Source organism: Salinibacterium sp. VpJ6, assembly GCF_059767345.1.
In genome coordinates, this window is sequence record NZ_JBSOQL010000001.1 from 656,911 (window position 1) to 682,458 (window position 25,548).

Annotated in this window: 25 protein-coding genes; 6 read left to right on the forward strand and 19 right to left on the reverse strand. The window is 61.2% G+C overall.

The genetic code is table 11. The features are described 5' to 3' along the window. Positions 1 to 68 precede the first annotated feature (68 nt). Positions 69 to 1,250: a cysteine desulfurase family protein gene (locus tag ACWTV1_RS03235; protein ID WP_498504096.1), complete on the reverse strand. Its 1,182-nt coding sequence runs from the start codon at positions 1,248 to 1,250 to the stop codon at positions 69 to 71. A 116-nt stretch (positions 1,251 to 1,366) separates the two neighbouring features. Here ACWTV1_RS03235 and ybaK point away from each other — a divergent pair, with 116 nt between their 5' ends. Next, positions 1,367 to 1,843, forward strand: coding sequence for a Cys-tRNA(Pro) deacylase (gene ybaK, locus ACWTV1_RS03240; RefSeq protein ID WP_498504097.1), 477 nt, complete (start codon positions 1,367 to 1,369; stop codon positions 1,841 to 1,843). On the opposite strand, the gene ACWTV1_RS03245 is transcribed toward ybaK, so the two are convergent. Continuing rightward, complete coding sequence (locus ACWTV1_RS03245; protein ID WP_498504098.1) at positions 1,840 to 2,793, reverse strand: tetratricopeptide repeat protein; 954 nt, start codon at positions 2,791 to 2,793, stop codon at positions 1,840 to 1,842. The two genes, ybaK and ACWTV1_RS03245, sit on opposite strands and share 4 nt — an antisense overlap. Further along, positions 2,790 to 4,538, reverse strand: coding sequence for a DUF8094 domain-containing protein (locus ACWTV1_RS03250; RefSeq protein WP_498504099.1), 1,749 nt, complete (start codon positions 4,536 to 4,538; stop codon positions 2,790 to 2,792). The genes ACWTV1_RS03245 and ACWTV1_RS03250 overlap by 4 nt, the downstream gene beginning before the upstream one ends. A gap of 282 nt (positions 4,539 to 4,820) precedes the next feature. Here ACWTV1_RS03250 and ACWTV1_RS03255 point away from each other — a divergent pair, with 282 nt between their 5' ends. Then, on the forward strand, positions 4,821 to 7,160 hold the full coding sequence (locus ACWTV1_RS03255; RefSeq protein WP_498504100.1) for a hypothetical protein: 2,340 nt from the start codon (positions 4,821 to 4,823) through the stop codon (positions 7,158 to 7,160). Positions 7,161 to 7,231: 71 nt separating this feature from the next. Beyond that, positions 7,232 to 8,293 (forward strand): AI-2E family transporter, encoded by a 1,062-nt coding sequence (locus ACWTV1_RS03260; RefSeq protein WP_498504101.1) that lies wholly within the window; start codon positions 7,232 to 7,234, stop codon positions 8,291 to 8,293. On the opposite strand, the gene ACWTV1_RS03265 is transcribed toward ACWTV1_RS03260, so the two are convergent. The 9 genes from ACWTV1_RS03265 to rpsB all read right to left on the reverse strand — a co-directional run bounded on the left by ACWTV1_RS03265 (position 8,290) and on the right by rpsB (position 14,844). Beyond that, positions 8,290 to 9,066: an alpha/beta hydrolase gene (locus tag ACWTV1_RS03265; protein ID WP_498504102.1), complete on the reverse strand. Its 777-nt coding sequence runs from the start codon at positions 9,064 to 9,066 to the stop codon at positions 8,290 to 8,292. The two genes, ACWTV1_RS03260 and ACWTV1_RS03265, sit on opposite strands and share 4 nt — an antisense overlap. 10 nt (positions 9,067 to 9,076) lie before the next feature. Beyond that, positions 9,077 to 9,376 (reverse strand): Rv1322 family protein, encoded by a 300-nt coding sequence (locus ACWTV1_RS03270; protein ID WP_498504103.1) that lies wholly within the window; start codon positions 9,374 to 9,376, stop codon positions 9,077 to 9,079. Between the two features lie 31 nt (positions 9,377 to 9,407). After that, positions 9,408 to 9,974 carry an aggregation-promoting factor C-terminal-like domain-containing protein gene (locus tag ACWTV1_RS03275; protein WP_341619595.1) on the reverse strand — a complete coding sequence of 189 codons (567 nt, stop codon included), beginning with the start codon at positions 9,972 to 9,974 and terminating at the stop codon, positions 9,408 to 9,410. A gap of 125 nt (positions 9,975 to 10,099) precedes the next feature. Beyond that, positions 10,100 to 10,651: a DivIVA domain-containing protein gene (locus tag ACWTV1_RS03280; RefSeq protein WP_100388620.1), complete on the reverse strand. Its 552-nt coding sequence runs from the start codon at positions 10,649 to 10,651 to the stop codon at positions 10,100 to 10,102. A 14-nt stretch (positions 10,652 to 10,665) separates the two neighbouring features. Further along, positions 10,666 to 11,544, reverse strand: a complete 879-nt coding sequence (locus ACWTV1_RS03285; RefSeq protein WP_498504104.1) for a phosphatidate cytidylyltransferase — start codon at positions 11,542 to 11,544, stop codon at positions 10,666 to 10,668. Beyond that, complete coding sequence (frr, locus tag ACWTV1_RS03290) at positions 11,544 to 12,095, reverse strand: ribosome recycling factor (RefSeq protein WP_100388618.1); 552 nt, start codon at positions 12,093 to 12,095, stop codon at positions 11,544 to 11,546. The genes ACWTV1_RS03285 and frr overlap by 1 nt, the downstream gene beginning before the upstream one ends. Before the next feature lie 108 nt (positions 12,096 to 12,203). Further along, a complete protein-coding gene (gene pyrH / locus ACWTV1_RS03295; protein WP_100388617.1) occupies positions 12,204 to 12,917 on the reverse strand; it encodes a UMP kinase in 714 nt (237 codons plus the stop codon). A gap of 164 nt (positions 12,918 to 13,081) precedes the next feature. Then, positions 13,082 to 13,909: a translation elongation factor Ts gene (gene tsf / locus ACWTV1_RS03300; protein WP_498504106.1), complete on the reverse strand. Its 828-nt coding sequence runs from the start codon at positions 13,907 to 13,909 to the stop codon at positions 13,082 to 13,084. 11 nt (positions 13,910 to 13,920) lie between these two features. After that, on the reverse strand, positions 13,921 to 14,844 hold the full coding sequence (rpsB, locus tag ACWTV1_RS03305) for a 30S ribosomal protein S2 (RefSeq protein ID WP_498504107.1): 924 nt from the start codon (positions 14,842 to 14,844) through the stop codon (positions 13,921 to 13,923). A gap of 321 nt (positions 14,845 to 15,165) precedes the next feature. Between rpsB and ACWTV1_RS03310 the strand changes: the two genes are divergently transcribed. Continuing rightward, positions 15,166 to 15,657 (forward strand): M23 family metallopeptidase, encoded by a 492-nt coding sequence (locus ACWTV1_RS03310; protein ID WP_498504108.1) that lies wholly within the window; start codon positions 15,166 to 15,168, stop codon positions 15,655 to 15,657. Between the two features lie 64 nt (positions 15,658 to 15,721). On the opposite strand, the gene ACWTV1_RS03315 is transcribed toward ACWTV1_RS03310, so the two are convergent. Next, positions 15,722 to 17,890 carry an MMPL family transporter gene (locus tag ACWTV1_RS03315; protein ID WP_498504109.1) on the reverse strand — a complete coding sequence of 723 codons (2,169 nt, stop codon included), beginning with the start codon at positions 17,888 to 17,890 and terminating at the stop codon, positions 15,722 to 15,724. A 77-nt stretch (positions 17,891 to 17,967) separates the two neighbouring features. Here ACWTV1_RS03315 and ACWTV1_RS03320 point away from each other — a divergent pair, with 77 nt between their 5' ends. Further along, on the forward strand, positions 17,968 to 18,546 hold the full coding sequence (locus ACWTV1_RS03320) for a MarR family winged helix-turn-helix transcriptional regulator (RefSeq protein WP_498504110.1): 579 nt from the start codon (positions 17,968 to 17,970) through the stop codon (positions 18,544 to 18,546). A gap of 110 nt (positions 18,547 to 18,656) precedes the next feature. On the opposite strand, the gene ACWTV1_RS03325 is transcribed toward ACWTV1_RS03320, so the two are convergent. Beyond that, positions 18,657 to 19,583 carry a tyrosine recombinase XerC gene (locus ACWTV1_RS03325; protein WP_498504111.1) on the reverse strand — a complete coding sequence of 309 codons (927 nt, stop codon included), beginning with the start codon at positions 19,581 to 19,583 and terminating at the stop codon, positions 18,657 to 18,659. A gap of 38 nt (positions 19,584 to 19,621) precedes the next feature. On the opposite strand from ACWTV1_RS03325, the gene ACWTV1_RS03330 reads away from it, so the two are divergent. Beyond that, complete coding sequence (locus ACWTV1_RS03330) at positions 19,622 to 20,431, forward strand: SDR family NAD(P)-dependent oxidoreductase (RefSeq protein ID WP_498504112.1); 810 nt, start codon at positions 19,622 to 19,624, stop codon at positions 20,429 to 20,431. On the opposite strand, the gene ACWTV1_RS03335 is transcribed toward ACWTV1_RS03330, so the two are convergent. The 5 genes from ACWTV1_RS03335 to dprA all read right to left on the reverse strand — a co-directional run bounded on the left by ACWTV1_RS03335 (position 20,428) and on the right by dprA (position 25,546). After that, complete coding sequence (locus ACWTV1_RS03335) at positions 20,428 to 21,000, reverse strand: nitroreductase family protein (protein ID WP_498504113.1); 573 nt, start codon at positions 20,998 to 21,000, stop codon at positions 20,428 to 20,430. The genes ACWTV1_RS03330 and ACWTV1_RS03335 overlap by 4 nt on opposite strands. A 126-nt stretch (positions 21,001 to 21,126) precedes the next feature. Then, positions 21,127 to 21,309, reverse strand: coding sequence for a hypothetical protein (locus ACWTV1_RS03340; RefSeq protein WP_498504114.1), 183 nt, complete (start codon positions 21,307 to 21,309; stop codon positions 21,127 to 21,129). A 93-nt stretch (positions 21,310 to 21,402) separates the two neighbouring features. After that, positions 21,403 to 22,332 (reverse strand): phosphodiesterase, encoded by a 930-nt coding sequence (locus tag ACWTV1_RS03345; protein WP_498504115.1) that lies wholly within the window; start codon positions 22,330 to 22,332, stop codon positions 21,403 to 21,405. Positions 22,333 to 22,502: 170 nt separating this feature from the next. Then, the gene (gene putP / locus ACWTV1_RS03350) at positions 22,503 to 24,023 is read right to left on the reverse strand and encodes a sodium/proline symporter PutP (protein WP_498504116.1); all 1,521 of its coding nucleotides are present in this window, start codon (positions 24,021 to 24,023) and stop codon (positions 22,503 to 22,505) included. Between the two features lie 275 nt (positions 24,024 to 24,298). Then, the gene (gene dprA / locus ACWTV1_RS03355; RefSeq protein WP_498505022.1) at positions 24,299 to 25,546 is read right to left on the reverse strand and encodes a DNA-processing protein DprA; all 1,248 of its coding nucleotides are present in this window, start codon (positions 25,544 to 25,546) and stop codon (positions 24,299 to 24,301) included. Positions 25,547 to 25,548 lie beyond the last annotated feature (2 nt).

A 25,548-nucleotide genomic window follows, 5' to 3' on the forward strand; every position in this document is an offset into this window, starting at 1 on the left:
CCTTTCACCTGTTATAAAAAACTTACAGGTACGGATGTGCTGAGTCAATCCTCCGGCGCGGCTGCGGCTTAGCCGCGCCCCAGCACCGTCATCCGGTCGGAGTAGCCAGCGCTGCGCGCCTGGTCTACAGCGCGGGGAAGCGCCGCAACGAACTGCTCCACCTCGTCGGTGGTGGTGGACTCCCCCAGCGAGATGCGCAGCGCTCCGCGCGCCGTAGGTTCGTCGAGACCCATCGCGAGCAACACGTGGCTCGCTTCGGGCACGCCCGCCTGACAAGCCGAGCCGGTCGAAACGCTGAAGCCCGCAACATCCAATAAGAAGAGCAGCGAGTCACCTTCACAACCAGAGAATGTGAAGTGGGCATTTCCCGGCAAGCGATCGTTCGGGTCGCCGCGCAAAACGGCTTCAGGAACAGCAGCCCGCACCCCCGCAATGAGCGAATCGCGCAAGACAGTGAGTCGTGCCGCTTGCTCAGCCAAGTCGGCAGTGGCTTCACGGGCGGCCGCCGCGAAGGCAACAGCGCCAGGCGCATCCATCGTTCCGGAGCGGGCACGCTGCTGGCTACCGCCGTGAATCAGCGGAGTGACGGATGCGGAGCGCGCGATTACGAGAGCGCCAACACCGACAGGGCCGCCGATCTTGTGTGCCGAAACGCTGAGCGCGGCGACACCGGCCGCATGAAAATCAATGGGAACGTAGCCGAGGGCAGACACGGCATCCACATGAACCGGTACTCCGTGAGCGGCCGCGAGGGCAGCAATTTCGGTCACCGGCTGCAGGGTGCCGACTTCGTTATTGGCCCAAAGCATCGAGACCAGCGCAACATCGTCGGCGAGCGCAGCGCGCACATAGTCGACATCGATGCGGCCGAAAGCGTCGACGGGAATCCAGTCGAGTTCGGCGCCTTCGTGGGCCTGCATCCAGTCGACCGCGTCAATCGTGGCGTGATGTTCTGCCTGAGCCACAAGCACTCGCCGACGTTCGACGGGGCCCGAGTTTCGCGCCCAGTACAGGCCCTTGAGCGCGAGGTTGATAGCCTCGGTGCCGCCCGAGGTAAAAGTGACTTCGACGGAGTCTGCACCCACACTCGCAGCGACAATCTCGCGGGCTTCCTCCAGCATTCGCTTGGCCGCTTGGCCCTGAGAGTGAATCGACGAGGGGTTACCGACAACCGGCAGCGCCGCCGCGAAGGCTTGCACGACGGCAGGGCGCATCGGCGTTGTTGCCGCATGATCGAGATAAATGGTCACCGTAACTCCGCTACTCCCCCACAACATCCGCATGGATGACTGTGTGTCATTACTCTAGATCGCATGCACTGCTGCTTCGACCCGGCCCTCACTCGCTACCGCACGGACTACCGCTGATGGCGCTCGGAACCCCCGCGACCGTCGCACTCGATTCGCTGGGCATCACATTCACCGCGCACCCTTACGAGCACGACGCCAGCAACCAGGATTACGGCGTCGAGGCCGCAACGGTGCTGGGAATTGCTCCTGAACAGGTCTTCAAGACTCTGATGACGATGGTGGATGACGACATGGTCGTCGCCGTCGTTCCCGTGTCAGGAAAGCTCGACCTCAAAGCACTGGCGTCCGCCCTCGGCGGCAAGAAAGCGACAATGGCTGACCCTGCGCTCGCCCAGCGCCGTACCGGCTATGTGCTGGGCGGCATCAGTCCGATCGGACAAAAACTTGCCCACAAAACCGTGATCGATGAGACCGTCGAACTCTTCGACACCGTGTTCGTCAGCGGCGGAAAACGCGGGTTCGACATCGAGCTTTCACCCGCAGATCTTCTTCGCGCCACCGACGCTCACGTCGGCGCGATTGCGCGCGACTAGTAGAGCAGCAGCGTCAGTCGGCGACGAGCATCGGCCACGCGAGGGTCTTCGGCTCCTGCAATCTCGAAGTAGTCGAGCAAGCGAGTGCGAATCGCGCTCTTGCCATCGGAGTCTGCCGTCGGGAAAAGTTCGAGAAGACGATCGAAAGCGTCACCTAGGTGACCACCGGAAACATCAAGGTCAGCAACAGCAAGCTGCGCCTCAACATCAGTCGGCGCCTGCGCTGCAGCACTGCGTACCGAGTCAGCGGTGTGGCCTTCAAGCCGAGCCAACAGCGAGACCTGAGCAAGGCCGGCGACGGCTTGCTGGTCGCGAGGATTCTGAGTAATCGCGGTCTTGTAGGCCTCGATCGCTTTCGCGAAGTCGCCCGCAGAAATTGCATCGAAAGCTTCTTGGTGCAGGGGCGGAAGCGGCTCTTCAACCGGTTCCGAGGCCTCGCCCTCGGCTGCCTCATCAGCAGCCGGCAGCGTGCCCGTTACCTTGTTTTCGGCAGCGAGCTGCAACACCTGTTCGAGAACTTCCTTGAGGTCGTTCTCGGGCATGATGCCGCTGAACAACTGCACGGGGCGCCCGCCAATAACGGCAGCAACAGTCGGAACCTCTTGCACTTGGAACGCCTGCACGAGCTGGGGGTTGCTCGTGGCATCCACGACAACCAGAGCGAAGCGCCCTTTGTACTGGGCAATTGTCGGTTCGAGCGACGCTTCGATCCCCTGGCCGAAGAACTCAACGATGACCGGCACCGTGTTGGAGAGTTCAAGCACTTGAGCGAACGACGCATCATTCGCACTCGTGGCGTATCCGCTCGGCGCAGGCGTCTCGCCCGCAGGCGGGGCACCAGCCGCGCCAGGAGCGCCAGCCGCGGGAGCGGGCGTGTTGTGCTGTCGAACGAGCGATGAAAGGTCGACCGCTCCGCGAAGACTAGCGGCGTTCAGGGGGGCGTTTGTCATTTCAACTCCGATGCTGCAACGAGTCCTTGGGTGTAGCCGAGCAGAACGATTTTCTCGCCACTGCCCGCTGCGGGGACATAAAAGAGTAGCTGATCGCCGTAGGTGGATTTAATGCCCTCTTCGGTAATCGAGATTCCCGACAGAGCCTTTGTCTGCCCACTGAAGGTGACGGCAGAGCCTTCCTCCTTCGGCGCTGCGACCTTGGTCTCGTAGAGATGCACCGCCACAATCGCGCCAGCGTCAATCGTGGCCATCGCGATAGGGTCGGCAGACCCGAGTTCGTGACCGTAAGTCAGAGTGGCGGTGCTGGAGAGCTCCGCCTTCTCTTTGTTCTTGACGGCTAGGCCAACGCTCACGCGCAAGCTGTCGCCTTCCGCCTCGAAGTCGAGGTAGGAGTCGCTGTCGACATCCTGTTCGAGGATTTCGGCGTAGTCGAGGGCAACTTCGGTCGGCGACGAACGCAGAAGTCCGCTGTCGGCGGGCAGACGCGAGGTTCCGACGCTCGCTGCGGCGACATCCGGGAACACCACGGAGGGCTCCAAGTTCATGGCATAGCTGACCTTGTAGTTATCGCGCGGGGTCTCTTGCTCAAGGAACAGAGCGATCGGCGCGACGGTGGAGTCGGTCTCATCGAGGATGATCGTGAACACCGTTCGCGGCCACGTCTCGGTCTGCTGCGGCAACGTCAGTTGCACCGGACCATCGGGGATCGCAACCGGCAGAGCGATCGAGTCGTCGGCCTTGCGCATCTTGTAGTTCGCGAGACGGTACTCGAGCGCCGCGTCAGAGAACCGAGTCTCAAGCAAGTCTGAGTCGCGCTCCTCATCAGCTTCTTGAGAAACGGCACTGATCTGAGCGACGATCTTCTCGATTTGGCGAACCGCGACCGCGGGGGCTGTGACCGTGCTGCCCTCTGACGTTGAGGTTGGGGTCGGCGTGGGATCACTCTGATCTGTGGCGGAGTTCGGAGCGGTGGATGCGGTGCAGCCGCTCAAAATGAGCGCGCTGACCAGAACGGTCGGCACTGCAACGCGAACGCTCGTGCGGAGCGAGGGTGCGTCGCTTGCCTTAGCGCAGCGCTTCGAAGGCTTGTAGCGAGGCTTCTTAGGAACCTTGGGCATCTTTTGCGGCTTGCGGCGAGGTCCGCCGGCACGACGCATGTGGTGCACAGCCCACATCAAGAAGATGAGCCCGATCAGCAGCACGGCAGCACCACCAAGAATGAGCGTTCCGGCCCACGGCGTGCTGTTATCGAGTGGCCACGACAGTGAGACGGCGTTGGGTGCCGGGTCGACTCCATCCGATGCCAAGATGAACGACACATCACGTGGAATCTTCACAGTGAGAGCAAGTTCGCCTTCGGCTTCGTAGTTCTCAAGCCAGAGGTCGGAGTTATAGGGGTCGGGAACCTCTTGTTCGGTGCCCGTGATGGTCTCGGAGACGAGATCGCCCGTTTCCGGGTCGACCGTGACCATGTTGTAGCTGGCGTCGCCGACCCAGGCGATCACGTCGGTCGAGCGGCCGTAGGCGGCCACGATCCGGCGCGGGCCCTCGATACGGATGGTCTGGTTGCCCGAGTACGTGTTAAACGCCTCGCCGCTGATCACGGTGAGGGGCGCAGTGCCGTCAGTCTCCGTTGAGACTGAAACCTCATCCGGGGTCGCGAGTATTGTTTGCTGTGCAATGCCGTAGCCGATCATGACGGCTGCGAGCATGAAACTCACTATGGCGAGAACGAATCTCACTATCTCTCCTTTCGTGTTGCCCAAGATGACTCACGGAAAGACAACCCTTGCCACGCTGGCAAAACCTCCGCTGGTCTGGAGGTAAGGGCCCCATCCATTCGGGTAGGCAACAACAAAGACGTTCAAGAATAGCCGATCGCCTTGGCGCCACCTAGTTACTCTTCTGGGAAATTTCTGGGAGAACGTTGAATGCCCACTTTTGGGGATGAGACCAAAATGACAGGAGGCCTCTTTGCCCCACTAAACTCAGAGGGTTCATTCCGCTGACATCGAGGAGAAATCTTGGCCGCGAACGATACCGATTTCGGCACAGAGATGCGCGGTTACAAGAAGGACGAAGTCGACAAGCTCATCGGCGAGCTTCGTCGTGAACTTGTTGCCGCCAAAGCAGACCGCACCGCTTCCACGAAGGAAGTAAAGCGACTCCTCGCCGTTAACGAAGATCTTCAGGCTGAGCTTGATGAATCAGGCAGCCCCACGTACAGCGGGCTCGGCTCCAAGCTCGAGAGCATGCTTCGCGTTGCCGAAGAGCACTCGACTCAGCTCATCAGCCAGGCAGACATCGACGCTGAGAAGATGCGCAAGGCGGTTCAGGCCGAGACCACCGCGCTGCGCAACGAGACCGCGAGTGAAGCCGAACGCATTCTCAACGATGCCCAGAGCGACGCCGCAGCACTCGCCAAGTCGTCGCGCGCCGAAGCAGACTCGCTGGTGGCACGTGCCAAGGACGAGGCGTCACAGCTCGTCGGCGATGCCTCACGAGAAGCAGCAACGATCCGTGGCGCCGTCGCCACCGAAGCTGCGGATGCCCGCACCTCCGCTAAGCGAGAAGCCGCAGCCCTGCGTGCCGAAACCGAACGAGCAATGGCCGAGCTGCGCGCCAGCACCGCAGCCGAAGTAGCCGAAGCACGCGAGGCAGCAGAATCCCTCGCTCGGGACGCCGAACTCGGTCGCGCCACGTTCGAGGCAGAGAACACCAAGCAGCGCGAAAACCTTGAGCGCGACATTGAGCAGGCCCGCACCGATCTCGCTCGCGAGATTGAGACGGCGCGCGCTGAACTCGAAGCCGAGACAACGACGGCTCGGGAGAAGCTCGCCAACGAGACGAAGGCAGCGCACACGAAGCTCGCCAACGAAACCGCAGCCGGTCACGCGAAGCTCGCCAACGAGACCAAAGCTGCCCAGGCCAAGCTCAAGGCAGATCTGGATGCCGGCTACGCCGCGCTCGAAGCGGAAGCCGAAGCCACCCGCAACGCCGCCGCGACCGAAGCCGCAAACACTCTCGCTGAACTCGAGAAGACCGTCACGACAACCCGGGCCGCCCTCGATTCCGAGCTTTCTGAAGCCCGCGAGATCTGGGAGGCCGAAGAACGTGAAGCGCGTCAGGCGCTCGAACATGACGTGACGAGCACGCGTGCTGAGCTCGAGGACGAAGTTGCCACGACGAAGGCTGCTCTCGAGCATGAAGTTACGAGCACTCAGGCTGCCCTCGAGCAGGAAGTGACGACGACCAAGACTGCCCTAGAACAAGAGGTCAAGGTCACGAAGGCTTCGTTGGAGCAAGAGGTTACGACCACACGCTCCGAGCTTGAGAATGAGGTTGCCACGGCCAAGGCCGCGCTCAACGACGAAGTAACGACCACTCGTGCCGAGCTCGAAGCGCACGTCAAGGACACGCGAAGCGAACTCGCGGCAGATGTTGCCGCGCAGAAGAAGGCGCTTGACCGCGAGGTCAGTTCCACCAAGAAGGCGTTGGCGAAAGAGGTCTCAAGCACGCGCGCAGCGCTCGAGAGTGACGTGGAGACGACTCAGGCCGGCCTCGAAGAGGAAATCAACACCGCCCGCGCCGCATTCGAGCACGAGAGCACGACAGCCCGTGCCGAGTTCGAAGCCGAAATGAGCACGCGTCGCAACGAGCTCGAGGCCGAGATTGCATCCGCCACAGCCGCGCTCGAAGAAGAGATGGCACGCCGTCACGCCGATCTGGATGCCGATATCGACAGCAAGCGCACCGAACTCGATAGCTACGTTAGCGAGACTCGCGCGACGCTCGCCCACGATGTGGAAAAGCAAACCGCTGATCTCGAGCGCGACATTGCGCGTCAGCGTGCTGAGCTAGCGAACGAAGTTGAATCAACGAGGGCAACGATCAAGCACCAGCTTGAAGAAACCCGCACCACGATCGAGCGGGAAGCAGAAGAAGCTCGCATTTCCCTCGAGCAAGAGCTCGCCGTGCGTCGCGATGATGCCGAGAAAGAATTCTTGGCGCAGCACAAGGAAGCGACCGCTCAAACGCACAACTACCTCGAGGAAGCTCAGGCCCAGCTGGCCGAAGCCGTGCGCGAAGCAAATGCGAAGCGCCACGAAGCCGAAGAGCTCACCAAGTCGTCGCAGGCCGAGGCGAAAGCAGTACTCGCGGATGCTTCCGCTCGTGCTGCCGAAGAACTCTCCGATGCCGAACAGCGTGCCAAGGCTACTGTCGACGAGGCCGAGAAGCGCTCGCGCGAACTGGTCAGCGACGCTGAAGACCGTCTCACGAAGATCAAGGCTGAGCGCGAAACCGTTGCGGGATACTTCGAAAACCTTCGTGGAGTTCTCAACCAAGCCGAGGAAGTTAACTAGCAACTGCCTGCGCGACCTCTAGAATTGCGCTCAGCCTGACACTTGTTGGTCAGGCTGAATGGAGCCACGCAATGAAGATCCTCAATCCGTTCCGCCTTGGTTTGCTTGGCGGCCTGGGGGTTCTCGTCGCGGTCGGAATCGGTCAGACCGTCATTTCGCTCGCCACGATTCTCACGTATGTGGGAGCAGCGCTGTTCCTTGCTCTCGGACTGGATCCCGTGGTCACGTGGCTCGAAACCAAGAAGTTTCCGCGGTGGACAGCAATCCTCACGGTACTCGCGGGCGTTCTCGGAGTCTTTACGGGCTTGATCTTTGCCATCGTGCCCGTCATCGCTGAACAGGTACGAAACGCCGTTCAAGCCACGCCTCGACTCGTCACGGCGTTCTTTGACGGCACCGTGCGCGAAAACGTCGAGACCGCACTACCGTGGCTTGGCGTTCAAGACCTGCTCGATGGCTTCAACGAGTGGGCCGCCGATCTCGACGTCACAACCATCGGTGGCGGAGTATTCGCCGTGGGCATTGGAATCGCCACCGGGATCACCGGCGCGATCATCGTGCTGATTCTCACGATCTACTTTGTGTCATCACTCAACGGGATCAAGTCGGGCATCTACCAGCTCGTCCCCGCCACCAAGCGGGCCAAGTTCATAGACCTTGCTGAACAAGTCAGCGCTGCTGTCGGCCGCTATGTCATTGGTCAGGGCTCGCTGGCCTTGGTGAACGGCGTGCTCTCGTTTATTGTTCTCGCCCTGATTTTCCCGGCCTTCGGCTTACCCGTGAAGTACTCTGCACTACTGGCCTTCATCGCCTTCATGGGATCGCTGATTCCGCTCGTCGGAACCCTCAGCGGTTCCATCGTGATCACGCTGCTCGTGCTTCTCTTCAACGGTTCACCGAGCGTTATAGCCGTGGGAATCTACTACCTCGTCTACATGCAGCTCGAGGCGTACGTTCTCAACCCTCGAATCATGAACAAGGCCGTCAAGATTCCCGGCGCCCTCGTTGTGATCGCGGCACTCGCCGGCGGAACGCTGCTCGGCATTCTGGGCGCACTCATCGCCATCCCTGTTGCCGCCGCGATTCTCATCGTCGTGCAACAGGTGATCATTCCGCGACAGGCGGACCTCTAAACGACTGAGGGCGACTCCGGTGGCCACGTGCGGGGCAACGGCAGTACAACAGGGTTAAGTCGCTCCACGACTTCAGTGAGCACTCGATAGGTCTGGGCCTCCCCCACCCACAAGTGCTTTCCGCCCTCAACAGCAACAAACTCGAGTTCAGGCACCGAAGAGAATCTTTCGGCGGCTTCGGCAGGGCGCAGGTAGTCATCGAGTTCGGGGATTACCGCAACGAGCCGACGATCATTGCCGGCCCAGGCAGCAACATCATCCGCCGTCGCACGATGAAGCGGCGGTGACAGCAAAATCGCCCCCGTGATCGGATGCTGCAGACCGTACTTGAGGGTGACCTCCGTGCCGAACGACCACCCCAGAAGCCACACGTTGGGCAACTCGCGCTCGCGCACGAAATCCATGGCGGCTGCGAGATCGAGTTCCTCAAGTGTGCCCTCGCCGAATGAGCCCTCAGAGGTACCGCGCGGTGAGGTGACTCCGCGAAAGTTGAACCGGAGTACAGCGACATCCGCTAGCGCCGGCAGTCGTGCTGCAGCCTTGCGAATGATGTGGGAGTCCATAAAGCCGCCAGCGGTCGGCAGCGGGTGCAGAGTGACCAACGTCGCGGCAATGTGGCCAGATTCGGGAAGCGATAGCTCTCCCACCAGGGTGAGACCGTCATCCGTGTGCAGTTCGATGTTCTCCCGAACCGCGGGCAACTCTGTAGCGCCACGAATGGGCTCGGCTTCCGGCTGCATGGCTGTCTCGTCGTTGGAGGAAATGTCGCTCATCGGGTGTCACTCACAATCTGATCTTCCAGCAGTGCTGGTGCCAATGGCGGCGCGCTGCCAAGTCGTCGGCTTCGCCCATGATTCCGTCAGCTCGCCACGTCACCGTGTGGGCAGTGCCCTGAGAGATGGTCTGCGAGCATCCGGGACACGCGTAGTTCTTGACGGCGTTCGTGGGCGAAACCGGTTGAACGTTCCACGCACCGTCTCGTTTGATCTCAGTGCGGCGCGAACCAAAGAGCACATGGCTCAGGTCATTGCTCTCATCATCATCGGGGCGACGTCGCCCGCGGGGACGATTGGAACGAGGCATAGCTCAAGCTTATGCGGTGACGCGAAGCGGTCTAGTACCAGCCGTTGGACTCTGAGTGAGCCCACGCACCGCAGGGAGTGCCGTAGCGGCCTTCAATGTAGCTGAGGCCCCACGAGATCTGAGTGGCAGGGTTGGTGGCCCAGTCGGCGCCAGCCGTGGCCATCTTGCTGCCCGGCAAGGACTGCGGGATGCCGTAAGCACCACTCGATGGGTTCTGCGCGTAGACGTTCCAGCCCGATTCGCGGTTCCACAGGCTCACGAGGCAACTGTATTCCCCGGCGCCGAGGCCGCGAGCAGTAAGCATCGACTGAGCGATCGCCTGCGCAGTGCCCGGGTCAGGGGTTCCTGCTGCAGGAGCAACAGGTGCAGCCGGAAGAACCGGTTCAACGACAATTTCTTTGATGGCGAGCTTGTCGCGCGATACTTCATTGACGAATCCCTCAGCCACGGTGAGCGATTGCACTTCAGCGCGCTCGATCGAGCTGACCGGTGCAGGAGCCGCGGAAACGACGCTCGCGGGTGTGGGAGCAGCCATCATGAGGGTGGCAACGAAACCCAAGCTCACAACGGAAGCGAAGACCGGAAGGCTCCACGACACACGTTTGTGGCGCCCAGAAAGATCCGCACCCTGGCTTTTAGCCTGAGCGCGGATGATTGCCGTTCGCGAATTAATAAACAAAGTATGAGCGATGTTAGCCGACAGACCTGAAAAAACAGAGAGAACTAGCGAACAGCCAGCATGACGTCGATCACCGAGTCGAGCAGGTAGTCAACTTGGGCCTCGCGGTAACCGCCCTTGGCGCTGCGGAAAGCGACGGTACGAACGCGGTCAATCGTGAGTGGCGCACCGTGCTGAAAGTAGTTGGCTAGTTCTTGAGCGAAGGCATCCACGTCCTTGACCGAGTACCCCATCGTGAACGAGCTCACCTTAGAGAACTTTTTGCCGTCGTGACGGGCGAGGCGGTTCAGAATCTCCTGCGCTTCCGCACGGGCATTGGCGTACCACGCGGTCTCGCCGAGCTCTGCAATCGCACGATCGCGTTCGCGAGCGGCAAAGGCATCCTCGAGGCGTTCCAGCGCTGAGTCGACGTGAAGGGGCGAATAGCCGCCCTTTTGCATGGCAAACGCCAGCTTGCGGATGCTGCGCGACGACACTACAGAAGAGTCGCTTCGATCGGCGGTGTAGGCACGACGCGCCTCTTCGAGGAAATCCTCGACCTGGTCGACGTTGTACCCCAACTTTGACTTACGGCTGCGGGGAAATGTGGTGCTCACGGTTCTATTCTGCCTTACGCAAAGATGAGAAACAGCGCGTAGCCGGCTGCGGCCGACAAAAGTGACGAATCTACGCGGTCGAGGAAGCCTCCGTGGCCGGGCAGCCACGTGCTGATGTCCTTGATGCCGAGGTCTCGTTTGATGAGCGATTCAGCGAGATCACCCATCGTTGCGGTGCCGAGAATAACAAGGCCGAAGATAAGCCCCACCCACCACGGCTGGTCGATCATAAAGAGCGCGAGCAGCACACCGGCAGTAACGGCAGCAGCAGCAGCACCAGCGAATCCCTCCCACGTCTTGTTCGGGCTGATGGTGGGAGCCATCGGATGCTTACCGAACGACAATCCGCTGGCGTATGCACCAATATCGCTGACCACCACGACGATCAACATGGCGAGAGTCCACCACTGGCCGCCGTCTTCCGACGTGAGTATCACAGTGAAACTCGCCAGGAACGCCACGTACAGCATCACGAAGACGCCGGCGCCCAGGTCGCGCATGATCGAACGCACTGAACCGCGATGGCTCGGCAGGATGACCACTTCGACCAGTCGCCAGACCCACATGAAGGCGATGCCAGCCAGCGTGATGTACCACTGACCTTCCGCATGCCAGTAGAACGATGCGGGCACCACCGCGACGGCAGCGATTACCGCTCCGAGACGGGGAATCTTGAGTCCAGAGAAACGAAGCGCACTCGCCAGCTCGAACGCGGTGAACGCGACGAGCACTCCGGCAAAGAGCATGAAGAGCTCTTTGACGAAGATCAGGCTGAACAACAACGACAGACCCAAAGCCAATCCAACGATGATTGCCATCGCCAAAGGACGCCCAGTGCGGGCGTTGATCTTGTCGTTTGTTGCTCGAACCTGAGCTTCGAATTCAGAAACCATTAGACCTCGAGCAACTCAGCTTCTTTGCGCTTGAGTGCGTCGTCGATCGCGTCGACGTGAGCCTTCGTGCTCGCTTCGAGTTCTTTTTCTGCGCGAGCAATCTCGTCTTCGCCGACCTCGGTCAGCGCGTCGAGGTCGTCTTTTGCCTTGCGGCGCACGTTGCGGAGCGAGACACGAGCCTGCTCAGCCTTCTCGCGAACAACCTTGACGAAGTCCTTACGACGCTCTTCGGTGAGTTCCGGCAGCGTGGCACGGATGACGTTTCCGTCGTTGCCGACGCTGGCACCAATGTGGTGGGCTGCAGCAATCGCCTTTTCAATGTCTTTGAGAGCTGACTTGTCGAACGGCGTGATGATCAGAGTACGAGCCTCTTGGTTCACCATCGAAGCCAACTGCTGCAACGGGGTCGGTGTTCCGTAATAGTCCACGAGGACCTTCTGGAACAGCGCCGGGTTAGCGCGGCCGGTACGCACCGTGCTGAAGTCTTCTTTGGCAGCATCCACTGCCTTGTTCATCTTTTCGCTAGCCTCGGCTAGAACATCACTGATCACGGGGGCACTCCTCTAGGTCTTACCCGAGTTTAGCGTGAGGTCGTTACTATAACCGTTGCGCGGCACTCGGAAATCGTTTAGCTTGGTGGGTTTTCGAATAGCAGAGCGCTATCCGTGCACGCGAGTGCCGATCTGTTCACCGACAATGGCGCGCGTGAGGTTTCCGGCCGGCTCCATGCCGAACACGAGCATGGGCATCGAGTTATCCATGCACAGGCTGAACGCGGTCGAGTCAACAACCTTCAAGCCCTGAACGAGCGCGTCTTGGAAACTGATTGACTCGAGCTTGCGGGCATCGGGGTTGTTGCGGGGGTCAGCGTCGTAGACGCCATCCACACCATTCTTAGCAACGAGCACTTCTTCGGCACCGATTTCGAGGGCACGCTGGGCGGCCACTGTGTCGGTCGAGAAGTAAGGCAGGCCAGCGCCCGCACCGAAGATCACAACGCGACCCTTTTCGAGGTGACGCTCTGCACGCAACGGAATGTAAGGTTCAGCGACCTGAGTCATGGCAATGGCAGACTGCACGCGCGTTGCTACGCCGGCCTGCTCCAAGAAGTCTTGCAGGGCGAGGGCGTTCATGACGGTGCCCAACATGCCCATGTAGTCAGCACGGCCACGGTCCATACCGCGCTGGCTCAGTTCGGCTCCACGGAAGAAGTTACCTCCACCAACGACAATCGCGATTTCTACCTGGGCGGATGCCGCAGCGATTTCCTTGGCGAGTGCCGAGACAACATCCGGGTTCACACCCAGCTGACCACCACCGAACGCTTCTCCCGATAGTTTCAGTAGCACTCGGCGTTTGCGTTGAGTTGTCATCGTCTTCTTTCCGTGTTGATGTTCATATACAGGCTATTGCGTTGTGGTGCCTTCAGCACGAGCGCACAGCAGATTCGCCGCAAGCCGCGCTGGGCCGCCACCGGTGGTGCGCGCACAATAAAGGCCCGAGGCAATAGAGCCTCGGGCCTTCATCACACTGAGTGTTAGGCGCCTACCTTGAAGCGATCAAAACCGGTAACGGTGATGCCTGCAGCTTCGGCGACCTTAGCGATCGAGAGCTTGTTGTCACGAGCGTAATCCTGGTCAAGCAGCGAAACCTGCTTGAAGAATGCGCCGAGACGGCCTTCTACGATCTTGGGAAGAGCAGCGTCAGGCTTGCCCTCTCCGCGGCTGATTTCCTCAACGATGCGACGCTCGTTCTCGACATCTTCTGCCGGAACGTCTTCGCGCGAGAGGTAAGAAGGAGCAGCGAACGAGATGTGCTGAGCGATTCCGCGAGCGGTCTCTGCATCGTCACCCGTGTACGCGACAACAACGCCAACCTGCGGAGGCAGGTCCTTGTTGGTGCGGTGCATGTAGATCTCGAACGAGTCGCCCTCGAGCTTGGCCAAGCGGCGCAGCTCGATCTTCTCACCGAGGATTGCTGCTTCGTCGCTGATCAGGTCTGCAACCGTAGCCGAGCCCGCAGTTGCTGCGAGGCCCTCTTCTACAGTCGAAGCACCAGCGGCCGATACGGCTGCAACAACGGCTTCGCCGAGAGCAACAAACTTGTCGCCCTTTGCTACGAAGTCGGTCTCGCAGGCGAGCTCGATGATGGTCGTTGCTGATCCAGCGGACTGTGCGGCGATGAGGCCTTCGCTGGTAGAACGGTCGGAACGCTTGGCGTTGCTCTTGGCACCGCGCAGACGAAGAAGCTCAGTGGCCTTCTCGAGGTCACCGCCTGCCTCAACGAGAGCGTTCTTCGTTTCGACCATGCCGGTGCCGAGGCGCTCGCGCAGGGTCTTGAGGTCTTCGAGGCTAAAGTCTGCCATTGTTCGAATCCTTACTTCTTGTCGTCAGCTGCATCTGCAGCCTTCGCGGGGGTCTTCTTTGCTGCGGGCTTAGCAGCAGCGTCATCAGCCTTTGCCTCGTCCTTGTCAGCCTTGGGCTCTTCAGCCTTTGCTTCGTCAGCCTTGGGCTCTTCGGTCTTTACTGCAGCAGCATCTGCGTCAGCCTGGCCAAGAAGTTCAGCTTCCCATGCAGCCATGGGCTCTACTTCTTTGCCCTCTTCTGGCTTCTGGTGACGCTGGATGAGGCCCTCAGCAGCAGCGTCAGCGACGATGCGCGTGAGGAGACCAACCGAGCGGATGGCGTCGTCGTTACCCGGGATCGGGTACGCAACGTCGTCGGGGTCGCAGTTGGTGTCGAGGATGGCGATAACCGGGATACCAAGCTTGTGAGCCTCGTCAATGGCGAGGTGCTCCTTCTTGGTGTCGACGATCCAGATGGCCGAAGGGGTCTTCGTGAGGTTACGGATACCACCGAGGCTCTTCTGCAGCTTCACAAGCTCGCGCTTCTGAATGAGGAGTTCCTTCTTGGTGAAACCACGAGTGGTGTCGTCGAAGTCGACCTCTTCGAGTTCCTTCATGCGCGCAAGACGCTTGGAAACCGTCTGGAAGTTGGTGAGGAGTCCACCGAGCCAGCGCTGGTTGACGTAGGGCTGGCCCACGCGCAGTGCCTGCTCAGCGATGGAACCCTGTGCCTGCTTCTTGGTACCAACGAAGAGGATGGTTCCGCCGTGTGCGACGGTCTCCTTGACGTAGTCGTAAACTGCGTCGATGTGACCCAGCGACTGCTGAAGGTCAATGATGTGGCTGCCCGAGCGCTCGGTCAGAATAAAGCGCTTCATTTTCGGGTTCCAACGACGAGTCTGGTGTCCGAAGTGTACGCCGCTGTCGAGCAGCTCGCGGATGGTTACGACGGCCATGGCCGTTCTCCTTTTCTGGCTCACTGGCGCGCATGGCGGCAATGGCCTTCTCAGTTAATACTCGCTACCGGTTGGCGCGAATCCTAGTGCCCGGGCATACCTCCGCCCCGATCGCAGTGCTGCACGAAAGGGGACTGAGTGGAGATAGCGGCCGTGTGTTGAAGTAGTTGTACTGCAACGGGGCACGCGTAGTCACCGCGAATACACGCGGTGCTGCCAAAATCATACCATCGCTCCCCCACAACAACGTCACCGATTTTCGTTTTCCCCGGAAGCGATTTTCTCGCGACGAGCCCCGCGTAAATTCTCGACACTGAGTGGATGATTCGAGCCCCGTTGTGCATGATTCTTGCCCTTCTCATCGCCGTGGTGACCGGCGCGAGCGCACCCGTGAGCGCTGAAGCCGGGTGGAGCTGGCCGGTGGAGGCACCGCATCCGATCATCCGGCCCTATATCGCGCCCGAAACCCCCTACTCGGCTGGACATCGCGGGATCGACATCGGCGCCGGTGCGTCAACCGAGGTGCGGGCGCCAGCCGCGGGCGTGGTGCACTTCGCCGGCACCGTTGTCGATCGCCCGGTGTTGTCGATTCGGCATTCGGGTGGACTCATCACGAGCTACGAGCCTGTAACGAGCGCGCTGGCTCGAGGCGACCCCGTGGCGCAGGGTGAGATTGTGGGCGAACTGCAGCCAGGGCACTGCTCCGTCTCGTGCCTCCATTTTGGCGTGCGCCTCGATGGCGAGTACGTGTCGCCACTGAACTACCTCGGAGCGATTCCGCGCGCGATCCTCTTGCCCACGAGAAAGCCCTAGCCGGGTTCGAGCGCGAGGCGCAGGAACCCGACTAGGGCCAGTTTTCCGTGATCCGAACGGAGACTTAGTGGTCGATCTTGTGCTTGGGAGCAGCGTCGCCCTCGGCGTGCTTCGGAGCGTGCTCGGTCGAGTGCGCCGGAGCGTGGGTACGAACGTGATCGCCCGATCCCTTCGGAGTGCGCACTTCAGCACCTACCGAGATCACCTGAGTCGGCCACCAGAACTTCTCCCCCAGCATGAACGCGAGCGAAGGAACAATCACGGTTCGCACGAGGAGGGTGTCGAGCAGTACACCGATACAGACGATGATTCCGATTTGTGTGAGCGTGATGAGCGGCAGCACTCCGAGCACCGCGAAGACCGCGGCGAGCAGAACACCGGCACTCGTGATCACACCGCCAGTCGACGAGAGTGCCCGAATCATGCCCTGGCGAGTGCCGTATTCGACAGCTTCTTCTCGAGCTCGAGTGACCAAGAAAATGTTGTAATCGACACCCAGTGCCACCAAGAACAGGAAGCTAAACAGCACCACGTTCGTATCGATCGCCGGGAAGTCGAACACCGTCTGGAAGAGCAACCAGCTAGCACCGAGGCTCGCGAAGAACGACGCAACAACCGTGAGCAGCAGCAGGATCGGAGCAACCAGCGAACGGAGCAACAACACCAACACGATGAATACGAGGCCGAGGATGAGCGGGATGACCAAGTCTTGATCGGACTGCTGAGCGCGCTCAACGTCGAGAGCCTGCGCATCCAGCCCACCGACGAGCGCGTCAGCACCGTCAATCGTGGAGAGTTCAGCTCGGAGCGCCTCAATAGCGGCGAACGACCCTTCAGTCTCGGCCGCGTCATCCAACACCACACTGATCTGCGTGATCGTGGAGGCGCTTTCGCCAATACGAACAGCATCAACGCCGTCGACACCTTCGGCAGCCTGGGCTGCTTCTTCGGCGTAGTCAGAGTTCACGATGACCGACGCCGGCGAACCGCTGCCGGCGGGGAAGGCATCCGCAATGAGCTCTTGGCCCTGCACTGCTTCGGGAACCTGCGTGAAGCTCTCAGTCTGCGAGAGGCCGATCTTGATCTGCGGCACGCCCAAGGAGAGCGCTCCAAGCACGACTGCGCCAAGAATGGCGACGACCACAGGCTTCTTGGAAACGAGAACACCGAGCTTGTGCCAGACGCCGCGCTCAGCGCTGCCCTCGGTGCCGAACTTGGGAATGTAGGGCCAGAAGAGGCCACGCCCGAAGAGCACGAGAGCGGCAGGCAGAACAACGAGTGCAAAGATCATGGCAATAACTACACCCGTGGCACACGCGATACCGAGGGCACGGTTGCCCTGAAGCTCGGCAAACACGAGCGTAAGGAGGGCGAGTACCACGGTGCTACCGCTCGCGATGATGGCGGGGCCCGCACCGCGCAGGGCACGAGACATGGCTTCACGGCGATCCTCGACCAGGCGCAATTCGTCGCGGTATCGCGCAATCAACAGGAGCGCGTAGTTAGTACCAGCACCGAAAACGAGTACGGAGAGGATGCCAGTGACGGAAGCATCCAACTGGATGCCGGCAAGAGTGGCAACGCGAGCGGCAACGATGCCCGCGAGACCGTCAGCAGTACCCACCACGATGAGCGGCACGAGCCACAACCACGGGCTGCGGTAAGTGACGAGCAGCAGCACGGCGACCACGATGACGGTCGTGAGGAGAAGAGTGAAGTCAGCGCCCTCGAAGACGGCAGCGATGTCGACAGCGAATCCTTCCGGGCCACTCAATAGAGCGGAGAGACCATCGGGGAGGTCTGCGTTTGCTTCGGTGCGAATCTCGTCAGCACGCTCCGCCTGTTCGCCCGCTTCAGTGAGCTTGTCGAGCGGAACTGTGACGAGGGCTGTCGTGCCATCGTCGGAGAACGAGGGCGGCGGAACGAATCCTTCAGCGGAGAGTTCGCTCAGCGAACCCGTTGCTTCAGTGATCGCGGCGATGTCGTCGTCGGTGAGGTCCCCACCGTCACGGGTGTAGACGAGCAGCGCGACTGTGGAATCGGCGCCCGGCAGGTCTTCTGCGGCAGCGGCAGCCTGGGCTGATTCGGCGGAATCCGGAAGACCAACGCCGGGAAGTGCGCCCTCTTCATTGCCGGAACCGGCAGCGAAGATCGCGCCAGCGGCGAGGAATGCGGTGACCAACACGATCCACGAAGTCTTTCGGGCTGTGATGAACGTCCTGAGGCGAGACATCGCTCTCCTTCTGAAGCAAAGTACTTCGATTAACTAGATATTAGACAAGTTAGAAACATACAGGTAAAGTATTCACCATGCAACAGACCGAACCCGCCATGGAGCGCCCCCAAGCACGCCGCCCCACCCAACTGCTGCGGGACATCCTCGACATCAGTGAAGAGTTCGAGGAGCACGTCGGGCGCACTCTCTCCGTCAACGCCACTGACCTCGAAGCGATGGAACACCTGATCATGAGTGGGCCGCTGCCCCCGACTGAACTTTCGCGCCGCCTCAATATTTCAACTCCGGCGGTGACCGCTTCGATTGACCGCCTGATAGGCGTCGGTCACGTCACTCGCGAACAGCATCCGACCGACCGTCGCAGCGTCGTCGTCGTACCCAATCCGCGTTCTGTTGAAACCGCTATGGCAACTTTGATGCCGATGATTATGGGCATCGACCGCGTACTCGACAACTTCGATGACACCGAGAAAGAGGTCATCGAGCGATACCTCAACCAGGTCGTCACGATTTATCGTGAGCAACTTCCCGACCCCGCCGACATTCCGGCGCCGAAGCCGGCCGTGGCCCCGCCCAAGATTGATCCGCCCGGACCGCGGCGCTCGTCGTGGAAGCCTGAGACCCAGGTCGGGCCGGCAATTTTCGGCGGCTAGATCGCGTTAGCCGCACACATCAGGCCCTGCCGGCGAGCTCGGCCCCCCGAGGTCTCGCTACCCAGCCCGGTCACGCTCGCGGATGCGCGGTCACGCTCGTGGATGCGCGGTCACGCTCGTGGATGCGCGGTTCGGTAGCTTTCACGCAAGCGCTCGGTGGAAACGTGCGTGTACAGCTGAGTCGTGCCCAAACTCGCGTGCCCGAGGAGTTCTTGCACGGCGCGCAAGTCGGCGCCACCATCGAGCAAATGAGTGGCCGCCGTGTGCCGCAAGGTGTGCGGCCCTGAACTACCCGACCCCGGAACATCGGCCAGCAAGTGCGCAATCACTTCGTACACCGTGCGCGCACTGACCCGCTTTCCCCGGGCGCCAACGAACAGCGGAGCTGCTCCCCCGCTTTCCGTCGTCAGTTGACTCCGGCCGCGCTCGCGATAATCGCTGAGCGCCCGCTGGGCCGGGATACCGAACGGAACAACACGTTCCTTCGAGCCCTTACCCATCACGCGCACGGTGAGTCGCGAATCGTCGACATCGTTGGCACTTAAACCCACGAGTTCGCTCACCCGCAGTGCCGAAGCGTACAAGAGCTCGACAATAGCTCTGTCCCGCAGCGCAATCGGGTCGGACGAGGAGGCGCGCGCCTCAACACTCTGCAACATCTCGGCCATTTGGTCGCGATTGAGAACCCGGGGCAAATGACGCTCGGCCTTGGGCGCTTTGAGCCGCGCCGCGGCATCCACTTCGGTGTGGTGGTTAGCAGTCAGCCAGGCGCTGAAAGCTCGGGCTGCTGCTGCGCGGCGAGCGAGCGTCGCCTTAGCGAGGCCGTCTTGCGACGACTGCCAGAGCCACTCGCGCAGCAACTCGAGATCGAGGTCAGCCGGAGCCGTCGCGGAGCGCTCAGTCGCGAAATCGACAAGCGTGGTGAGATCGGAACGATACGAGCGGATCGTATGCACGCTAAAGCCGCGGTCTGCCGAAAGGTACTCGACAAACACATCCACGAGCCGGTGCAGGTTCACGTGTCTATCGTGCGGCATGCTGCAGACATTCGTGTACGACGCGATAGCGTTTCGGGATGACCACTCCATCTTCAGCGCAGCACGTCGGCACCGCTCTCGTGACGGGAGCGACCTCAGGGCTGGGCGCAGAGTTCGCCCGCCAGCTCGCCTCAGCCCGCCACAACCTGATTCTGGTGGCGCGCGACCGCGCTCGCCTCGAGAGTGTGGCGGAGTCGCTGCGCTCGGCTTTCGGCGTGGACGTTGAGGTGCTCGGCGCCGACCTCACTAACCCGGAGCAGCGGGCAACGGTTGAAGAGCGGCTGGCTTCGACGGAGAATCCGGTCAGCTATCTCGTGAATAACGCCGGCTACGGCATTGCGCAGGAGTTCGAAAAGAACGCCGTCGACGACGAAGAGCGGATGCTCGAGATCTTGGCGACGGTGCCCATGCGCCTCAGCCATGCTGCGCTAGGCGGGATGCTCTCCCGAGGCTCAGGCACCATCCTGACGGTCGCGAGTATTGCGGGAGGGGCGCCGCTCGGAATGTATGCAGCTGCCAAGACCTGGCCGCTGAGCTTCAGCCGCTGGGCCAATGCGCACTACCGCCACCGCGGCGTGACCTTCAGTGCGGTTGCACCCGGTTTCGTGCGCACCGAATTTCATGCCCGCCTCGGCATCGAACGCTCCGACATGGCTCCGAAGTGGATGTGGCTCAACGCAGACTTCGTGGTTCGCTCGGCTCTGCACTCGGCAGCGCGCGGTCGCGGACTCTCGGTTCCGAGCATCCGCTACAAATTGGTCTGGGCGCTCATGAAGGTGGCTCAGCCGCTCATTCTTGTTGCGGTGGCACGAGCGAGCCGCGCCGAGTCCGCGAAGGTTGCCGGCTAGCGAATCGGAAAGCAGCGCGCCTCAACTTCGGCCTTGAGATGATCGCGCAGGGCAGCGGAAGGCCCGGTCACCCCGTCGGGCTTGCTCGTGCGGCGAGCAGTGTGCTCAGCCCAGCCGTATTCGGCATCTGGAATCTGGGCAGCGCCGCCCGCGACTTGACGCCCCGCATAGAGGCCGTTGGCGATCATGACGTCGTCGTACTCCCGCACGTGCTCTTCGACATCCGCACTGGAGTACTGCTCGCGATGCACGACGGCCTCGCTGGACAGGCGCGGCTTCGTGCCCCGCCGAACGCCCTCTTTCGGATACCCGATCGTGAGCCCCGCCACCGCAAAGACGCCCTGCGGCAGCCCCAGCTCTTCGGCGATCGCGCTCGGGCTATTGCGCACCGATCCGATGGGCACGGCGCCGAGCCCCAAGGACTCGGCGGCGACGAGCGCGTTCTGAAGCGCAAGCGTGGCATCGACGGATGCCGTTAAGAACATCTCGAGATTGTCTGCCCCGAAAGCGCGCCCCTGACGCTCGGCCAAGTAGTGGAACCGCGACACGTCGGCACAGAAGATGAGCATGACGGGAGCCTCGACGACCTAGCGCTGATCGCCGACGAGGTGGGCCAGGCGGGCACGACGCTCAGCATCCTCGACGACGATAATGCTGAAAGCTTGGAGGTTCGAGGATGTCGGGGCGCTGCGAGCCTAGACCAGAATGGCCTCAAGAACTTCCGCCGCAAGCGGCGTCTCTTCGAAGCTACGAATCGACTCGTGACTCGTGAGCACCTTGACGGTGTCGGTGACAAACTCGGGCGAAATCTCGCGCTGCTCTTGTTCGATGCGTGTGGTCGGTGCAGTGTGTGCCGGTGCGGTGTGTGTCGAACCCAAAGTTATACCGCAATGATTTCACGCTCAACTGGGTACGTAATGCACGAGATTCCCCGCGACGACAGCTGCCGCGCACGCACCAGCGCCAGCGCTCTAGTCGGAAGCAGCGACCTCAGCAGCATTGAAGGTGGAGTTCTTGGCCGAGAATGTTTCGAGCCGCTGCTCGGGAGTCATCGCCTCGATCTGTGCCCACGCCTCTGCTGAGTGACCCGTGATCTCCGCGGTGTCGCCCACCGGAATGATCGAGTGGACGGTTTGCTTCTCGTACACGTGCACCACGTTTACGGCCTGACCGTAGTCGACGCCCGAAAGCAGTCGATCTTCGGCACTCAAGTCAAGCGTGTAACACGTCGCCGAAGCGACCGAGACGGGAATACCCGCGAACGTCGAGTGGGTGGAGTAGTGCAAATGCCCTGCCAGAATCGCGCGTACGTCGCTGCCCTGCAGCACCTCCGCCAGGCGCTCTTGGCGCTGCAATTCGAGCATGCCCATTGCTTCGAGCATGGGGGTGGGGATCGGCGGATGATGCACAGCGAGCAGCGTGCCGTGCGGTGCGGGGGTTGACAGTTCGGCTCGCAGCCACTCCAACTGCTCGTCGCTAATGTCGCCGTGGTGGTAACCCGGCACCGTGGTGTCGAAGGAGATGATGCGCAACCCGTCGATCATGTAGACCCGGTCTTGCGGAGCATCCGATTCGTCATCGAAAAGGAGCTTGGAGTACTGGTCGCGCTCGTCGTGATTGCCCATGACCCAGATGATTTCGGCGTTCATGCGCTTTGCGGCGGGCTCCACAATTTCGCGAAGACGTACGTAGGCGTCGGGCTCCCCCAGATCGGCAAGGTCCCCGGTGAAGACGATCGCTTGCGGGTTAGCGGTCGATCGCTCGAGCTGGGCAAGAGCTTGCTCGAGGTGCTCGATCGTGTTGACCGCGCCGTAGAGCGGTCGGCCGCCCGCAAGCAAATGGGTGTCACTCACGTGAGCGATGACGTGGCTGGGGGCAGGGTACTGTCCTAGTTGAATCACACGCCCAGCCTAGGCCTGCCGGGTGTCATTCAATAGGGCATTCGCGAGGCGGTATGAATGCCCGCGTGCTCAAATCGTGCCAGTTAACGCAGGATGCCCGCCGCCACAACTGTGGTCGACGGGCATCCTGTACTGACTACGCCCGGTGGGGCGCGTTCGATCGTGTGACGCTAGTCCTTCTTGTCGAAGACCGGCAACGTGACCGTTCCGGTGCGAACACCTTCAACGGCGGAGTCAAACTCGGTGACGATGTTGTCGCTGTGCTTGAAGGTGAACAAGCTCACGACGATCGCGACAACGATGTTGAGGATGAAGCCGGGCACGATTTCGTACATGACACCGGAGAGCGCATCGCTGTTGCCCCAGATGACGACGGTGACGGCACCGGCGATCATTCCGGCAATAGCGCCGGGCGCGGTGAGTTTGCGCCAGAAGAGTGACAGTAAGACGATCGGTCCGAACGCGGCACCGAAGCCAGCCCAGGCGTAACCAACAAGATCGAGCACTGACGCCTGCGGGTCAAGTGCGATGATGATCGCGACAACCGAGACGACGAGAACGCCGATGCGACCAAGGACAACCTGTGCCTTCGGAGTTGCTTCCTTCTTCGCGATGATCTTGAAGAGGTCTTCGACGAGAGCCGACGACGACACGATCAGCTGCGAGGAAATCGTGCTCATCACAGCGGCGAGCACTGCGGCGAGTACGAAACCGGCGATGAGCGGGTGGAAGAAGATCTGCGACAGCTCGAGGAAGACCTTCTCGGGGTCGTCCAGCGTGAGGTCGGGGTTCTGCTGGAAGTACGCGATACCAATGAGGGCCGATGCCAGCGCACCGAGAACCGAGATGATCATCCAGCTGATGCCGATGCGGCGACCGGCTACGGCATCCCCAGGCGAACGCAGTGCCATGAAGCGAACCAGGATGTGCGGCTGACCGAAGTAGCCAAGACCCCACGCTGCTGCGGAGATTGCCGCGATTGCGGACCCGCCGAAGAGGTTGAGCATGTCGACTTCTTCGGTGCTGACTGCGCGGATTGACTCAATTGCGCCGTCGACGCCACCCACCTGAGTGATTCCGATGATCGGTACAGCGATGAGGGCGAGGAAGATCATGATGCCCTGAACGACGTCCGTGTACGTCGCACCGATGAAGCCACCGAAGAGGGTGTAGAGGACGGTGACGCCACCGACAAGGAGCATTCCGAGAAGGTACTCAGAGTTGAATGCGCTCTCGAAGAACTTTCCGCCAGCAACCATTCCGGAGGAGACGTAGAACGTGAAGAAGACGAGGATGATGATGCCGGCGGTGATGCGCAGGATGTGCGTCTTATCGCGCAGGCGGTTCTCGAAGAAGCTCGGTACCGTGATCGAGTTCTTCGATACTTCGGTGTAGGCACGCAGTCGCGGGGCTACGAACTTCCAGTTGAGCCAGGCACCGATGGTCAGACCGATTGCGATCCAACCCTCTACGAGGCCTCCCACGTAGAAGGCACCGGGGAGTCCGAGGAGCAGCCAGCCGGACATGTCAGATGCGCCAGCGCTGAGCGCAGCAACGCCGGGGCTGAGCTTGCGGCCGGCGAGCATGTAGTCATCGAGGTCGGTTGTCCTCTTGTACGCCCACCACCCGATACCGAGCATTGCGGCCATATAAATGACCATCGCAATAATTTGGAAGGTTAGATCGTTCACAGTGTTGCCTTTCGTCTGCGCGGCGGTGGGCTTGGCTGTCTACCTTTGCAGAGATAAGGATTAGTAACAATCTCAATCGGCGCACATAAAAGGTAAGCGTTTCTAATGGTTACCGCGCAGAGTGCGGCGATTTCGCAAGATTTTGGCGTAGACACAGGAGTTTTGCGCGCGTCGACGGTGGCGTGCAACTTTCCGCGGTGCGCTCCGGTGCTCTCTTGAGCAACAATCTCTTCAGTCGCGATCAGCTCGATTACCCTTCAACGCCCACGAGCGGGTCAGCCGGCAAGACGCTTCCAACCGCGCTCGGTCTCAGTGACGCGGCCGTCGAGTTCGAGCAGCCCGAGCTGGGCGCGAACCGTAGAGATCGCGAGGCCGCTGCGCGCGGCAACGTCATCGGCAGTGCGGGCGCTGCGAGCGCTCAGAGCATCGAGAAGACGAATCGTTTCAGTGTTGCGGGGGCTGCCGACATCCGGTTTCTCGAGTGCCCCCGCCACGTCAGCGGCGGTGAGCAAGGCGTGCTCGATCGGCGCGAGCTCGGCCATCTGATCGGGATTCGTGACGCACACCGCATCAAAGTCACGAATGAGTCGGTGACACCCAGCGGAGGCTGCACTGGTGACGGGCCCGGGAACAGCCCCGAGTGGCCGCCCCAGCGTCGCTGCGTGGCCTGCAGTGTTGAGAGAGCCAGAACGCCAGCCCGCTTCAAGAACCACCGTGGCCATGCTTGCTGCTGCAATTAACCTGTTGCGCTGCAAAAACCGCCACTTTGTCGGGGGCGATCCGCAGGGAAGCTCAGAGATGACGATGCCGCTCTCAACGATGCGACCGAGGAGCGCGTCGTGGCCGCTCGGGTAGAAGCGGTCCACTCCCCCGGCGAGGAACGCGACGGTGAGTCCCTGACTCGCTAGAGCAGCCCGATGGGCCATGCCGTCGATTCCGTAGGCCGCCCCGGACACAATTGTGTAGCCGCGATCGACGAGCCCGGCGGACGCTTCCATTGTGATGTGTTCGCCGTAGCCTGTGGCCGCTCTTGCGCCCACGAGGGCAATGCCGCGCTCAATTCCCGCAAGAGCTTCGTCGGTTCCGCGAGCCCAGAGCACTGAGGGCGAGTGCCAATCGAGGTCGTTGAGCCGCGACGGCCACAGAGTGTCGTGAGGCGTGAGCAGTCGCGCGCCAAAGCGTGCAGCCTGGCGGAGAGCGATGAGGGCGGTGTTGGACTTGAGCCGCGGCATCCACCGGTCGATTGCTTGAGCCATATCGTCTTCAGCAACAGTGTCACCGTCGACCGAAAGAGCGGCCGCACAACGTTCTGCCTCCCAGCGCTCGACAACGCACGTGAGCGCGCGCACAGCACCAAGCTGCTGGATAGCGCGACCGGCGAGGCGATCGCCAGGTTCAGCAAGCCCGCTCCAGGTGGCTCGCGCAAAGCGTTCTTCGATTGCATCGCGGTCGAGGTAATCGCCCCCTCCGACGCTGACCGCCTCTACTAGGGTGGCAACTTCTGATTCTTTGAGTCCAAACATGC